This is a genomic window from Novosphingobium pokkalii (assembly GCF_014652855.1).
Lineage (GTDB): Bacteria > Pseudomonadota > Alphaproteobacteria > Sphingomonadales > Sphingomonadaceae > Novosphingobium > Novosphingobium pokkalii.
On sequence record NZ_BMZP01000011.1, the window covers coordinates 14,681 to 28,713 of the forward strand.

Below are 14,033 nucleotides of genomic sequence, written 5' to 3' on the forward strand. Positions count from 1 at the left end.
TTTTTCCGGTTTCGACTCTTTTAAACACTCTGCCGCCATGGATGGCGCGATGTTGCCCGCGCTTGTCCACCGCCCATCGCGCTCGCGCGCCCTGTTTGCTCCGCTCGTGCGGCCCGCGCGGCAGGAAGCCGTACCGCTCGTTGCTGTCGCGGTCTTCGCGCTGGTGGTCCTCATCGGCACCACGGCCGGCGATTTCACGTTCGCGCATCGTGAATTCGATCCGATCATCCTGCTGCTGCTGGCGGTGTGGGGCTGCGCCCAAGCGTGCTCGCGCCTATCCGTACGGCAAGGCCTGGTCGATCTGTGCAAGCTGGTGCCGGTGTTCCTGGCGACGGCCCTGTTCGCCCCGCTGGCCAGCGCGGTCCTGGCGCGGATCAGTGCGCCGCTGGCCGATGCCAGCCTGGCCGCGCTCGATCGGCAGATGTTCCCGGCCTTTTCCTGGCCGGATACCATCGCCGCCCTCGCCGCGCATCCGGCGCTGCTGCATGCCCTGTCCTACACCTATTTCTCCCTTGGCGGGCAGGCCATCGCCCTGTTGCTGGTCCTCGCCTTGACCGGGCAGGCACGCCAGGGCTGGGCCTTTCTGACGGCGTGGTGCGGCACCTTGCTGGTCACGATCGCGCTGTTCCCGTTGATGCCGGCCGTGGGCAGCTATGCCTATCATGCGATAAGCCACGCCGCGATGCCCGATGTGCTGTCCTTGTCGGCTTGGAACTATCCCCACGTGCTGGGGCAATTGCGCGACGGATCGATGACGGTGCTCGACGGCCAGGCGCTGGAAGGCCTCGTCACGATGCCCAGCTTCCATGCGGCGGCAGCCGTGCTGCTGGGCTGGGGCTATGCCCGCATCCCGCGCCTGCGCTGGCCAATGATCGCGTGGAACACCGTGATGTGGCTCTCTGCCGTTCCCATTGGCGGCCATTACCTGGTCGACGTGCTGGCGGGAACCGCCCTGGCCGCCGCCGCGATCGCGCTGGTCGAGCGGTTCTTCCCGCCCAGCCCTGTGCCTGCCGGCGTCATCGCCTGAGCAGCCGCCAGATCAGCGCATGGCGCACGTGGGCCACGCGCGGCTGGCGCAAGGCTGCGGGGGCCCACAGCAAGTGATAGCTCAAGTGGTTCTGGTCGGGCGCCGTGCCGGGGATTTCCTCCAGTTCGCCGGCAGCCAGGTGATCGCGGCACAGGTATTCGGGCAGCACGGTCCAGCCGTGCCCGTCGATCAGCAGGCCGCGCAGGCTGCGCACGTCCAGCCCGACCATGGCCGGCGGGGTCAGTTCGGGATTGAGCCCGTTGTGCCGCAGCCAGGTGTCGATCAGTGGATAATCGAGCCCATAGGACAGCAGCGGGAGGCCGGCGAGGAACGTGGCAAGGTCGGTGCCGGCGGCCAGGCCCGCGCGCAGCCGCGCGACCAGCGCCGGAGCGGCGACCGCGCGGGTGGTCTCGTCGCGCAAGTGCTCCCCGCGCAGGCGGCGGTCGGTGACGGGAAAGCCCGAGACGCCAAGGTCCGCCTCGCCATGGATCAGCATGCGCTCGATCTCGCTGCGGGTGCCCACGTGCAGCCGCACGCGGATGCCGCTTTCCAGGATCGTGCCGAGTTGCGGCGCCACCACTTCCGACAGGAAATCGGGATGGCCCACGATCTGGATCGATCCGGCCAGATGCGCCGATCGCGCCCGCGCCTGGGCCAGCGCCGCTTCGGCCTGGTCCAGCCGGTCGCCAATGTCCGAGGCGAGTTCATCGGCGGTGCCGGTGGGCACCACGCCGCGCCCGTGCCGCTCGAACAGGGGGCGGCCGATGGTCTCTTCCAGGCTGGCGATCTGCTGCGAAATGGCCGGCTGGGTCAGCCCCAGGTTGCGCGCCGCCGTGGTGAACGATCGCTGGCGATAGACTTCGACAAAGGCGCGCAGGCGGTTGAGCGACATGGTCCATCCATAAATCTTTTTATGATTGTTGGCCACAGCGCTTGTTGGCGGCGCGGCAGCCTTGCGCCTAGATGCCCTCTGGCCACGGCGAATGCCCCCGGCCCGCCCCATCAGGAACCCGCCCATGCTCACCGATTGTCTCTATCAGGCCAGTGCCACGGCCCGTGGCGGACGCGAAGGCCAGGCCGCCACCAGCGATGGCTCGCTGCATGCCTGGCTTGATCTGCCGGCCGAACTGGGCGGGCGTGGCCATGGCAACAACCCGGAACAACTGTTTGCCGCCGGCTATGCCGCATGCTTTCTCAGCACGCTGAAAACCCTCAAGAACCAGGGCAGTGTCGCGGTTCCGGCCAATGCCACGGTCACCGCCACGGTCGGCCTTGGCCCGCGCGCCGATGGCGGCTTCGGGCTGGCCATCACGCTGCACGTGGCGCTGCCCGGCGTGGATCAAAATCGCGCCCGCGCGTTGATGGAGGCCGCCCACGGCGCCTGTCCGTATAGCCGGGCGATCGCGGGCAATGTTCCTGTCCATCTTTCGCTGGCATGATCGGCGCGATCGGCCAGTCTCTGCGGAGATAACCCATGAAGATTCTTATGGTTCTCACCTCGCACAACGAATTGGGCGATACCGGTCACAAGACCGGCTTCTGGCTCGAGGAATTTGCCGCGCCCTATTACGTCTTTGTCGATGCCGGCGCGCAAGTCGTCCTCGCGTCCCCCGCCGGTGGCCAGCCGCCGCTCGATCCGCGCAGCGATGAACCCGATGCGCAAACCGACGCGACGCGCCGGTTCCGCGCCGATCCCGCCGCGCAGGATGCGCTCGCCCACACCATTCCGCTCGACCAGGTCGACCAGGCCGGCTTCGACGCCGTGTTCTATCCCGGCGGCCACGGCCCGCTGTGGGATCTGGCGGAAAGCCCGGTTTCGATCGCCCTGCTCGAATCCTTCGATCGCGCCGGCAAGCCGCTCGGCCTGGTCTGCCACGCGCCGGGCGTGTTGCGCCACGTCAAGCGCGCCGATGGCCGCCCGATCGTGGCCGGCCGCCCCGTCACCGGCTTTTCCAACAGCGAGGAAGCCGCCGTCGGCCTCACCGACGTGGTGCCTTTCCTGATCGAGGACGAGTTCAAGGCCCAGGGCGGCGATTATCGCAAGGGGCCGGATTGGGGCGTGTTCACGCTGGAAGACGACAACCTCGTCACCGGCCAGAATCCCGCCAGCTCCGAAGCGGTGGCGCGCATCCTGCTGCGCCATCTGGAAGCGGCCTGAGCGCAGGCGGCCCGACCGATGTCCCTGATCCCTTCCCGCTGGGTCCAGCCCGCGCTGTTTTCGGTCAAGACCGTGGCGGCGGCGTTCCTGGCGCTGTGGATCGGGCTGTGGGTCGGGCTGCCATTTCCGTTCTGGGCGATGACCACCGCGTTCATCGTCTCCAATCCGCTGGCCGGGGCAACCCGTTCCAAGGCGATCTACCGCGTCGTCGGCACGTTCCTCGGCGCGGTCTTCGCCGTGGCCGTGGTGCCGGTGCTGGTCGATACGCCGATGATCCTGTCCAGCGTGCTGGCGCTGTGGGTCGGCGGCTGCCTCACCGTCTCGCTGCTCGATCGCTCGGCGCGGTCCTACACGCTGATGCTGGCGGGCTATACCGCCGCGATCATTGCCTTCCCTTCGGTCAACCAGCCTTATGCGGTGTTCGATACCGCCGTGGCCCGCGTTACCGAGATCACCCTGGGCATCGTTGCCGCCACGCTCACCCACAGCCTGTTCCTGCCGCAATCGGTAGCCGTGCCGCTGGGCGCGCGGCTGGAGCGCTGGCTGGCCGACGCCCATGCCTGGCTGACCGATTGCGTGCGCGATCCGGCCGAAGGCGGAGCCCCGCGCCGCACCCCGCGCGAGCAGCAGCAACTGGCCGTGGACGTGGTCGATTGCGCGCTGATGGCGATCCACGTGCCCTATGATACCTCGCACTGGCGCGAGGCCACCGGAACGCTGCGCGCCCTGCTCGAACGCATGATCCTGCTGTTGCCCCTGCTCTCCGGCCTGTCGGACCGGCGCGGCGCCATCGCAAGCTGCGATCTGGCCGAGCATCGTGGCGACGATCCCGAACTGGAAGCGGCGCAAGCCGCCACGCGCGCCTGGATCGACGCGGGCTGCCCCGCGCTCGCCCGTCCGGTGATCGCCGTGCCCGAAAGCATTCGTCCCGAAACATGGCACGATCTCCTGGTCACCAGCTATCGCGTGCGTCTGGCCCAGGTGGTCACGCTGCTCGCCGATTGCCGCCAGGCGCTCGATCACCTGCGCGATCCGCACTTGCCGCTGCCGGCCACTTTGCGCAGCCCGCGCGCCGCGCTGCGCCTGCACCAGGATCTGGGCCACGCGCTGATGGCAGGCTTTGCCGCGACGGTGGCGGTGATCGCCTGCTGCGCGCTATGGATCTATTCGGGCTGGGCCGATGGCGCCGGCGCGGCGGCGATGACGGCGGTGTTCTGCTGCCTGTTCGCGGCGATGGACAATCCCATCCCGGTGATCCTGCGCTTTGGCCTGGCGATCTGCGCCGGGGTGCCGCTGGCGGGCATCTACCTGTTCGAAGTGCTGCCCTATGTGCAGGATTTTGCCGCCATGGCCCTGGTCATGGCGCCGCCACTGCTGCTGATTGCCGCGTTCATTCCCCATCCCCGCCTGGGCGGCCAGGCCACGGCCATGGCCATGGGCTTTTGCAGCGCGCTGGCCATCCAGGAAAGCTTCCACCCCGATTTCGAGCGGTTCGTGAACAGCAACCTGGGCCAGGTGCTGGCCGTGGTGCTGGCCGCCGGGTTCACCGCCGGCCTGCGCAACCTGGGGACGGACGTGGCCATCGCACGCCTGCTGCGCGCGCTGCAACGCGATCTCGTGCGATTGTCCACCGCCGCCACCCCGCCCGATCCCGGCCAGGCGCTGGGCCGGGTGATCGACCAGACCGCCCTGCTGACGCAGCGGCTGGGCGCCGATCCGGCCGGATCGCTGGCGGCCCAGGCGGCCCTGCGCGAAGTGCGCCTGGCAATCAACCTGGTGGCGATCCAGCACGCCCGCGCCGCCGCGCCCCTGCGCCAGCAACGCGCCCTCTCCAGCCTGCTGCGCGAGGCGGCCCGCTATTTCCGCGCCTGGCGCCCCGATGCCGTGCCGCCGCCCGATGCCCGGTTACAGCACCGCATCGATCGCGCCCTGCGCCTGATCCTGAAGGACAGTGGCGCGATCCGCCCGCCGCCGCTGCCGTTCGGCCACCCCGATGCGCCCGATGCCCCGCATGCCATCGCCGCCCTGATCGCCCTGCGGCGCAATCTTTTCCCCAACAGCCCCGGCCCGGCCATTCCGCTGGCCGCCCCCGCCGCGGTGGAGCCCCTGCCATGAACCCGCCACACCCCGCTTTTTCCGAATACATGTTCGGCGAAGTCTTCGTGGCTTCGGCGCCGTTGACGGCCACGGTGGCGCTGATCCTGGCGCTGATCGTCCACCGCGTGCTGGTGGCGCTGCGCTTCTATCGCTGGGTCTGGCACCCGGTCCTGTTCGATACTGCCCTGTTCGTGGCGTTCTGGGCGCTGCTTGTGCGCTTTCCCCAGTTGATCAATGGATGGCTCTGATGTCGCTGCTTGCTTCTCCCGCTTTTCGCAAGACCGTGCAGATCGGCGTCACCGGCGCCATCGTGATCGTTGCCGCCCTGGGCGCGCGCGAACTCTGGACGCATTACCAGGCTGATCCCTGGACGCGCGATGGCCGCGTGCGCGCCGATGTGGTGCAGATCGCGCCCGATGTGCAGGGCCTGGTGACCCGTGTCGACGTGGTCAACGACCAACCGGTGCACAAGGGTGACGTGCTGTTCCAGATCGACACCGCCCGCTATGCCCTGGCCGTGCGCCAGGCGGAGGACGCCATTGCCCAGGCCCAGACCGGGATCACCCGCGCCCGCGTAGCCCTGGCCGAAGCCCAGCGCGAGGCGGCCCGCAACCGGGGCCTGGGCGATCTCGTGCCGCTGGAAGTGACGCAGCAGAGCGAAACCAAGGTGGCGGATGCCCGCGCCCAGCTTGCCGCCGCGCAAGTCATGCTGGAAAGCGCGCAGAGCCAGCGCGAAGTGGCGCGGCTCAACCTCGCCCGCACCACCGTGCGCGCCTCCGTCGATGGCACGATTTCCGACCAGACCCTGCGCCCGGGCAACTATGTCGCGCCGGGCAAGCCGGTGATGGCGCTGGTAGACAACAGTTCCTTGCGCATCGAAGGCTATTTCGAAGAAACCAAGCTCGCCCACGTCCATGTCGGCCAGGCCGCCACGGTGCGCCTGATGGGCGAGGATCGCCTGCTCAAGGGCCATGTCACGTCCATCGCCATGGCGATCGAGGACCACGACCGCACCGGCAGCGCCAGCATGCTGCCCTCGATCAATCCCAGCTTCTCGTGGGTGCGCCTGCCCCAGCGCGTGCCGGTGCGGATCGCGCTGGATGAACGCCCGGCAGGCGTGGCGCTGATCGCCGGGCGCACCGCTTCGGTCACGCTCGCGCCGGACAAGGTTGCCCAAAAGGAGCAGAACCAGTGAAGCGCGCGGCTCTGATCGGCGGCGCGCTGCTGGCGCTGGCCGGGTGCAAGGCGGTGGGACCGGATTACCACGTGCCCGAATCCGCCGTGGTCAGCCGCCCGGCTGCGCAAGGCGCGTTCCAGTCCGCCACGCCTGCGCTCACCACCAGCGATCCGCTGCCGCCGCGCTGGTGGCATCTCTATGACGATCCGGTGCTCGACGGGCTGGAAGAGCAGGCCCTGGCCGCCAACACCGACTTGCGCGTGGCCGCCGCCAACCTCGCCCGCGCGCGCGCCGTCACGGCCGTGGCCGAAGGTGGCAAGGAAGTGGATTTCGGCGTTTCCGCCGGCGCCCAGCACGCGCGCCTGTCAGGCGAGTCCTATCTTCAGGACGAGCAATTGCCGGTGGCCGATATCGGCGATGTCGGCGCGGAAATGAACTACCAGATCGACCTGTTCGGCCGCATCCGCCGCCAGATCGAAGCCGCCCGCGCCGACGAGGAAGCCCTCGCCGCCACGCAGGACGCGGTGAAAGTCACCGTCGCGGCCGATGTCGCGCGCGCCTATGTCGGGGTCTGCGCCGCCCATGCTGCTGAGGATCTCGCCCAGCGCGCGATCACCTTGCAGGGCCATCTGGTGGATATCAACCGCCGCCTGGTTGCCGCTGGGCGCAGCGCCACCCCCGATGTCACCGCCGCGCAAGGCCGCCTGGCCCAGGCGCAAGCGCTGCTGCCCACGTATCGCGCTGCCGCGCGCGCCGCGCTCTATCGCCTGGCCGCGCTGACGGGCAAAGTGCCGGCCGACTATCCGCGCGAGGCGGAAAGCTGCCGCGCCGTGCCCGAACTGCGCAATCCGCTGCCGGTGGGCGATGGCGCCGCCCTGCTGCGCCGCCGGCCCGATGTGCGCGCCGCCGAACGCCAGTTGGCCGGCGCCACCGCGCGCATCGGCGTGGCCACGGCCGATCTCTATCCCTCGATCGGCATTGGCCTGTCCGCCGGGTCCACCGGTTTCGTCAAGGACCTGGGCCTGCCGGCGGCCAACCGCTGGTCCATCGGCGGGCTGCTGCACTGGTCGATCCCCGGCGCCGGTGCCCGCGCCCGGGTCAAGGCGGCCGATGCCAGCGCCGACGCCGCGCTGGCCCATTTCGATGGCGTCGTGCTTGGCGCCCTGCGCGAAACCGAAACCGCGCTGGCGACCTATGCCGAGAACCACGATCGCCACGCCGCGCTGGACGAGGCACTCGCTTCGGCCCGCACCGCGTCAGACCAGGCGCGGCGCCTGCGTGAGGCCGGACGCGCCGCAATCATCAATGACATCGGCGGGCGCCAGGGCGTGATCGGGGCAGAGGCGGCCGTGCTCAATTCCCGCGCGGAAATCGCCAACGACCAGATCAACCTGTTCCTCGCGCTGGGCGGCGGCTGGTGACAGCCCTTGCTCAGGCGCTGTGAGTTGATCCGGCTGCGCCGGATGTGCGGCCCCAGCCCTCTCCCGTCCCGAAGAGCACGAAAACGTCCGGGGGACGTTTTCGCTGAGGGGGCCGACCTCCCATAGGGTACTATCGTTGGGAGGTCGGGTGGGGGAGAGGGCTGGTGCCGCACGGCAAATGCGCCTTGGTGCATTTGCCAACCAACTCTCACGCCAGTGGGTGCAGCCGCTCGTAGACGCCCAGGATTTCGGCCAGCGCGGAAAGCGCCAGCACGCCCGGTTCGCGGGTGCGCGGGATCAGGCCGATCGGGCTGGTGATCCGCGAAAGCTGGGTTTCGTTCACCCCGTCACGCGCCAGGTCATCCAGCCGCGCCATGCGCGCGCGCAGGCCGCCTTGCGCGCCGATGTAGAAGGCCGGGGTATCGAGCGCCCAGCGCAGGATCGTCCGTTCCCATTCGTGATCGTGGAACAGCAACAGGATGGCGGTCCAGGCATCGGCCTGCGCCCCTTGTGGCGCCGCGCCCAGATGCAGGGCTCCGGCCTCTTCCTTCGCATAGACCTGCGTGGCCAGGCCCATCGTCCGGGCCAGCGCCGCCGTTGCCGCCAGCTCCGCCCCTTCGCCCAGCAGGATCAGCGAGAGCGGGGGGATATAGGGCCGCGCCCGCAAGAGATGCGCCGGGGCGTCCTCCGGCACCGGCAGCGGCAGGCTGGCCGGCTGGCGCGCGTCCAGCGCCTGCACCGCCTGCGCCAGGGCATCGCGGTCAGGCGCAGGATCGAGCAGGATATCGAGTCCGCCCCCGCAGGGCAGGCGGAAATCGATGATCGGAGAGCCCCGGCCATAGCGTTGCAGCAGCGGCTCGGCGCCCGGCGCGAGCCCGGCGAGATCGCCGGCCAGTTGCCGCTCCAGGCAGACATCGGCGAGCGAGCCGGCAATGACTTGCGCCACGCCGGCCCGGCTGGCCGCCATCTGCGCGCCGACCCGGCGCGAGAAGCTGCCATCGATCCCCACCACCGTGCACAGTCCCGTGCCCTCGTCCAGAGCGGCCCGCAGCGCGGCATGGTCGGTGTGGATCATCGCATCTCCATTCAGCCGATCAATTCGGCCGCCGGGGTATAAGCATAGCCCAGGTCCTTGGCCACCGCTTCATAGGTCACCTTGCCGAAGGCCACGTTGAGGCCATTGGCGAGGTGCTCGTTGCGCGCCAGCGCGGCTTTCCAGCCCAGGTTGGCAATGGCCAGGGCATGGGGCAGCGTCACGTTGTTGAGCGCATAGGTGCTAGTGCGCGCCACGCCGCCCGGCATGTTGGCCACGCAATAATGCACCACGCCATCGACCACATAGGTCGGTTCGGCATGGGTCGTGGCGTGGCTGGTCTCGAAGCAGCCGCCCTGGTCGATGGCCACGTCCACCAGCACCGCGCCGGGCTTCATCGTGGCCAGCATTTCGCGCGTCACCAGCTTGGGTGCGGCGGCACCGGGCACCAGCACGGCGCCGATCACCAGGTCGGCTTCGGCCACGGCCGCCGCGATATTGGCCTTGCCGGCATAGAGCGTCTTGGCGCGGCTTTCGAAATGGGTGGCCAGGCGCTCCAGCACTTCGGGGCTGCGGTCGATGATCGTCACGTCGGCGCCAAGGCCGGCGGCCATCTGCGCGGCATTGAAGCCCACCACGCCGCCGCCGATCACCGCCACCTTGGCCGGCAGCACGCCGGGCACACCGCCCAGCAGCACGCCACGCCCGCCATGGGCCTTTTCCAGCGCTGTGGCGCCGGCCTGGATCGCCATGCGCCCGGCCACCTGGCTCATAGGCTTGAGCAGCGGCAGGCCACCGGCTGCGTCGGTCACGGTTTCATAGGCGATGCAAACCGCGCCCGACTTGACGAGATCGGCGGTCTGCTCCGGATCGGGGGCGAGGTGGAGGTAGGTATAGAGGATCTGGCCTTCGCGCAGCATGGCGCGTTCCACCGCCTGCGGCTCCTTGACCTTGACCACCATCTCGGCGCGGGCAAAGACTTCGGCGGCCGTGGCGACGATCTGGGCGCCGGCGGCCACATAGGCTTCGTCGGCCGCGCCGATGCCCGCGCCAGCACCGGTTTCCACCAGCACGGTGTGCCCATGGGCCACCAGTTCATGCGCGCTTTCGGGGGTCAGCCCGACGCGGTATTCGTGGTTCTTGATTTCCTTGACGGTGCCGACCAGCATGACATGAACTCCCAAAGTGATCGATTGCGATCTCACCGGGATAATATGGCAAATCCTCGCGCGATTTTTCCCTAATTTTGGCGACCAAAGGCGGGATCGCGGAATTATTTCCCGCCATCCCGCCCTTGGCCGGCTTAGAGTGCCGGCACCGCGATGCAGGCCAGCTTCACATCGAGATAATCGTCCGCGCCCAGGTACGATCCTTCGCGGCCCAGGCCCGATTCCTTGACCCCGCCAAACGGCGCGACTTCGGTGGAAATCAGCCCGGTGTTGATACCGACCATGCCATATTCCAGCGCTTCGGTCAGGCGCCACTGGCGCGCCGCATCGTTGGTATAGGCATAGGCCGCCAGGCCCGAGCGCGTGTCGTTGGCCAGCGCCACGGCTTCCTGCTCGCTGGCAAAGCGCACCAGCCCGGCCAGCGGCCCGAACGTCTCTTCGCGGTTGAGCAGGGCATCGACCGGCACGTCGGCAATCACTGTGGGCTCAAAGAACCGCGCGCCCAGGGCCTGCGCCTGGTGGCCGCCGGTCAAGACCTTGCCGCCCTTGGCAACGGCATCGGCCACATGCGCCGTGATCTTGGCAACGGCGCGGTCGTCGATCAGCGGCCCCTGGTCGGTCGGCCCGTCCAGCCCCGGCCCGACGCGGAACGCGGCCACGCGGGCGGCGAGCTTTTGCGCAAAGGCATCATGCACCGCTTCGTGCACCAGCAGGCGGTTCGCACAGACGCAGGTTTGCCCGGTGTTGCGGAACTTGGACGCCAGCGCGCCTTCCACCGCTGCATCGAGGTCGGCATCCTCGAACACGATGAACGGCGCGTTGCCGCCCAGTTCCAGGCTCACTTTCTTCACCGTGCCGGCGCATTGCGCGGCCAGCAGCTTGCCCACGGCGGTCGATCCGGTGAAGGTGAACTTGGCCACGCGCGGATCGCCGGTCAGCACTTCGCCGATCGGCTTGGCCTGGCCGGTCACCACGCTCAGCAGGCCCTTGGGCAGCCCGGCTTCCTCGGCCAGCACGGCCAGCGCGAGTGCGGAAAACGGCGTGAGTTCGGATGGCTTGATCACGATCGGGCAGCCCACCGCCAGCGCCGGGCCGGCCTTGCGGGTGATCATCGCCAGCGGAAAGTTCCACGGCGTGATCGCACCGACCACGCCCACCGGCTGGCGGGTGACGACCAGCCGCCGATCCGCCTGGTGCGGGGCGATCACGTCGCCGCGAATGCGCCGGGCTTCCTCGCCAAACCATTCCAGGAACGAGGCGGCATAGGCCACTTCGCCCTTGGCCTCGGCCAGCGGCTTGCCTTGCTCGGCGGTCATGATCGTGGCCAGATCGTCGGCGTGTTCCAGCATCAGCGCGGCCCAGCGCTTGAGCACGGCGCCGCGTTCCTTGGCAGTCTTGGCCTTCCACGGGCCGAACGCGGCCTGTGCTGCGGCAACGGCTTCTTCCGCCTCGATCGCGCCCAGATCGGGCACATGGCCGATAACCGCGCCGGTGGCGGGATTGTCCACCGCGATCCGCGCGCTGCCCGTGCGCCATTCGCCCGCCACGAAGGCAGCCTCGCGCCACAAGTCACCGCGCTGCATTGCGGGGCGGTTCACTTCCAGAATGTCACTCATGCCATCACCTTACCAGCAACCGTCGCCAGGGCCTTTTCGACAATGTCGAACCCTTCGTCGATCAGTTCGTCCGATGCCGTCAACGGCACAAGCACCCGAATGGTTTCGCCCTTGGTGCCGCAAGACAGCAGGATCAGCCCCAGATCGAGCGCCGCTGCCGTCACGGCCTTGGCCACCGCGCCATCGGTTTCCCCGGCGGCATTGGTCACGTCGAACCCGAACATGGCGCCCAGCCCGCGAATGTTGGCCACGGGCAGGCCGGCAGCGGCAAATCCTTCGACACGGGCGCGCATGCGGTCACCGATGGCGGCGGCACGGGCGCACAGGCCTTCCTCTTCGATCACCTCAAGCACGGCCAGCGCCGCCGCACAGCCGATCGGCGAACCGCCATAGGTGCCGCCCAGGCCGCCGGGATCGAGCGCGTCCATGACCGGCGCGCGGCCGATCAGCCCGGCAAGCGGAAAGCCACCGGCCAGCGACTTGGCCACGCAGACCAGATCGGGTTCCACGCCCGAATGCTCGATGCCGAACAGCTTGCCGGTGCGGGCAAAGCCGGCCTGCACTTCATCGGCAATCAGCAGGATACCATGCTGGTCGGCCAGCGCGCGCAGCGCCTCCAGGAATTCGGCCGGCGCGACATGGAACCCGCCCTCGCCCTGCACCGGCTCGACGATGAACGCCGCCACGCGCTCGGGCTCCACATCGGCGGCGAACAGGTACTGGATCGCTTCCAGCGTGCGTTCCACCGTGTTGCCGTTCAGGCCCGTGGGGAACGGCGCGTGGAACACTTCGCCCGGCATCGGGCCAAAGCGGCGCTTGTAGGGGGTGGTCTTGCCGGTCATGGCGCTGGCCAGCAGGGTGCGGCCATGGAACCCGCCGGTAAACGCGATCACCGCCGAACGCCCGGTGGCCGCCCGCGCCACTTTCACCGCGTTTTCCGTGGCCTCGGCCCCGGTCGTCAGTAGGATGGTCTTGGCAGGGCCGGAAAATGGGGCGGCTTCGTTCAATTTCTCCGCCAGGGCGATGTAGCTTTCATAGGGGCTGACCTGGAACGCGGTGTGGGTGAAGCGTTCGAGCTGCGCCTGCACCGCCGCGATCACCTTGGGATGGCGATGCCCGGTGTTGAGCACGGCAATGCCCCCGGCAAAATCGACATAGCGGCGCCCTTCCACGTCCCACAGCTCGGCATTCTCGGCGCGATCGGCAAAGACGGCGGTGGAAGACGCCACGCCGCGCGGCACGGCCTGTTCGCGGCGGGCAAGAAGGGAAGCGTTGTCGGCCATCGGGCGCACTCCGGGCATGAGAAAGGGTCGTCCCTTTCTCGCACCGATGGCTTGCGGCCAAAAGCCCACTAATGCTACCCAGATGGTGACCAAAGGTTACCAGCTCCATGCCAGACCGTCCCCACTTGCCGCCCTTTGCCGCCTTGCGCGCGTTCGAGGCGTTTGGCCGCCACGGCGGGGTGCGCCGCACCGCCGCCGCGCTGGGCGTGAGCCACGCCATCGTCAGCCGCCACTTGCGCGCGCTGGAAGACTGGCTCAGCGTGATGCTGGTGGATCGCCAGCACGGCGGGCTGACCCCGGCGGGCGAGAGCTACCATGCCCTGATCGGCCCGGCGTTCGACCAATTGTGCACCGCCACCAGCCAGGCGCGCGGCCAGCATGGCACGCGCCTCGATGTCTGGTCGGTGGCGGGCCTCGCCTATCTGTGGCTCACTCCCAACCTCCCCGGTTTCGGCCGCCGCCACCCCGGCATGGCGCTGGACTTGCGGCCCAGCGACAGCCCGCCCGACCTGTCCCGGCGCGAGGCGCATGGCGATATCCGCTGGTATCTCGACGACGCACCGGGCCTCACCCCACCGCGCAGCCTGATGCGCCAAGCCGTGGTGCGCCCCCGCCTGTTCCCCGTGGCCCGCGCCGACGCACCCTGGCTGAAAGACGCAGCCGTGGCCGCGCCGCAAGACCTGCTCGCCCTGCCCCTGCTGCACGAGGATTCCGACGCCGAATGGCGCGCCTGGTTCGCCGCGCAGGGCCTGGCTCACACGCAGCCGCCGGTCTCGGCCCGGCTGTGGCAGGCCCACATGACCCTGGCCGCCGCCGCCGATGGCCAGGGCGTGGCGATCACCAACGGCTTCCTGGCGGCCGAACACCTGCAAAGCGGCCGCCTGGTGGAACTGGGCGCCGGCAACCCCGCCTTCGCCGCGTGCGCGCCCGGCGCCTATTACTTCACCGCCCGCGCCGACATGTGGGACGCCCAACCCATCGCCCGCTTCCGCGCCTGGCTGGCCGAAGCGGTAGCAGCCTCACCGCCCGACTGGCTGGCGTAGAGCGCCTGG

Annotated in this window: 13 protein-coding genes; 8 read left to right on the top strand and 5 right to left on the bottom strand. The window is 69.2% G+C overall.

What is annotated here, in order from left to right; translation table 11 throughout:
* Positions 1–49 precede the first annotated feature (49 nt).
* Positions 50–1,027 carry a phosphatase PAP2 family protein gene (locus tag IE191_RS12505; protein WP_191324709.1) on the top strand — a complete coding sequence of 326 codons (978 nt, stop codon included), beginning with the start codon at positions 50–52 and terminating at the stop codon, positions 1,025–1,027.
* On the opposite strand, the gene IE191_RS12510 is transcribed toward IE191_RS12505, so the two are convergent.
* Positions 1,017–1,919, bottom strand: coding sequence for a LysR family transcriptional regulator (locus tag IE191_RS12510; protein ID WP_191324710.1), 903 nt, complete (start codon positions 1,917–1,919; stop codon positions 1,017–1,019). The two genes, IE191_RS12505 and IE191_RS12510, sit on opposite strands and share 11 nt — an antisense overlap.
* Before the next feature lie 124 nt (positions 1,920–2,043).
* Between IE191_RS12510 and IE191_RS12515 the strand changes: the two genes are divergently transcribed.
* Genes IE191_RS12515 through IE191_RS12540 form a run of 6 tightly spaced genes read left to right on the top strand, consistent with a single transcriptional unit; the run spans position 2,044 to position 7,880 of the window.
* Positions 2,044–2,466, top strand: coding sequence for an organic hydroperoxide resistance protein (locus tag IE191_RS12515; protein ID WP_191324711.1), 423 nt, complete (start codon positions 2,044–2,046; stop codon positions 2,464–2,466).
* A 35-nt stretch (positions 2,467–2,501) separates the two neighbouring features.
* Positions 2,502–3,185: a type 1 glutamine amidotransferase domain-containing protein gene (locus IE191_RS12520; RefSeq protein WP_191324712.1), complete on the top strand. Its 684-nt coding sequence runs from the start codon at positions 2,502–2,504 to the stop codon at positions 3,183–3,185.
* Positions 3,186–3,203: 18 nt separating this feature from the next.
* Positions 3,204–5,300, top strand: coding sequence for an FUSC family protein (locus IE191_RS12525; RefSeq protein ID WP_191324713.1), 2,097 nt, complete (start codon positions 3,204–3,206; stop codon positions 5,298–5,300).
* Positions 5,297–5,530: a DUF1656 domain-containing protein gene (locus IE191_RS12530; RefSeq protein WP_229815325.1), complete on the top strand. Its 234-nt coding sequence runs from the start codon at positions 5,297–5,299 to the stop codon at positions 5,528–5,530. The genes IE191_RS12525 and IE191_RS12530 overlap by 4 nt, the downstream gene beginning before the upstream one ends.
* On the top strand, positions 5,530–6,477 hold the full coding sequence (locus IE191_RS12535; RefSeq protein ID WP_191324714.1) for an efflux RND transporter periplasmic adaptor subunit: 948 nt from the start codon (positions 5,530–5,532) through the stop codon (positions 6,475–6,477). Before IE191_RS12530 ends, IE191_RS12535 begins: the two co-directional genes overlap by 1 nt.
* Positions 6,474–7,880 carry an efflux transporter outer membrane subunit gene (locus IE191_RS12540; protein ID WP_191324715.1) on the top strand — a complete coding sequence of 469 codons (1,407 nt, stop codon included), beginning with the start codon at positions 6,474–6,476 and terminating at the stop codon, positions 7,878–7,880. The genes IE191_RS12535 and IE191_RS12540 overlap by 4 nt, the downstream gene beginning before the upstream one ends.
* A gap of 208 nt (positions 7,881–8,088) precedes the next feature.
* Here IE191_RS12540 and IE191_RS21255 read toward each other — a convergent pair whose 3' ends face one another.
* The 4 genes from IE191_RS21255 to gabT all read right to left on the bottom strand — a co-directional run bounded on the left by IE191_RS21255 (position 8,089) and on the right by gabT (position 12,981).
* Positions 8,089–8,955 (bottom strand): XdhC family protein, encoded by an 867-nt coding sequence (locus IE191_RS21255; RefSeq protein WP_191324716.1) that lies wholly within the window; start codon positions 8,953–8,955, stop codon positions 8,089–8,091.
* An 11-nt stretch (positions 8,956–8,966) separates the two neighbouring features.
* A complete protein-coding gene (gene ald / locus IE191_RS12550; RefSeq protein ID WP_191324811.1) occupies positions 8,967–10,082 on the bottom strand; it encodes an alanine dehydrogenase in 1,116 nt (371 codons plus the stop codon).
* A gap of 134 nt (positions 10,083–10,216) precedes the next feature.
* Positions 10,217–11,698, bottom strand: coding sequence for an NAD-dependent succinate-semialdehyde dehydrogenase (locus tag IE191_RS12555; protein ID WP_191324717.1), 1,482 nt, complete (start codon positions 11,696–11,698; stop codon positions 10,217–10,219).
* The gene (gene gabT, locus IE191_RS12560; RefSeq protein WP_191324718.1) at positions 11,695–12,981 is read right to left on the bottom strand and encodes a 4-aminobutyrate--2-oxoglutarate transaminase; all 1,287 of its coding nucleotides are present in this window, start codon (positions 12,979–12,981) and stop codon (positions 11,695–11,697) included. The genes IE191_RS12555 and gabT overlap by 4 nt, the downstream gene beginning before the upstream one ends.
* A 107-nt stretch (positions 12,982–13,088) precedes the next feature.
* Here gabT and IE191_RS12565 point away from each other — a divergent pair, with 107 nt between their 5' ends.
* On the top strand, positions 13,089–14,024 hold the full coding sequence (locus IE191_RS12565) for a LysR substrate-binding domain-containing protein (protein ID WP_191324719.1): 936 nt from the start codon (positions 13,089–13,091) through the stop codon (positions 14,022–14,024).
* Positions 14,025–14,033 lie beyond the last annotated feature (9 nt).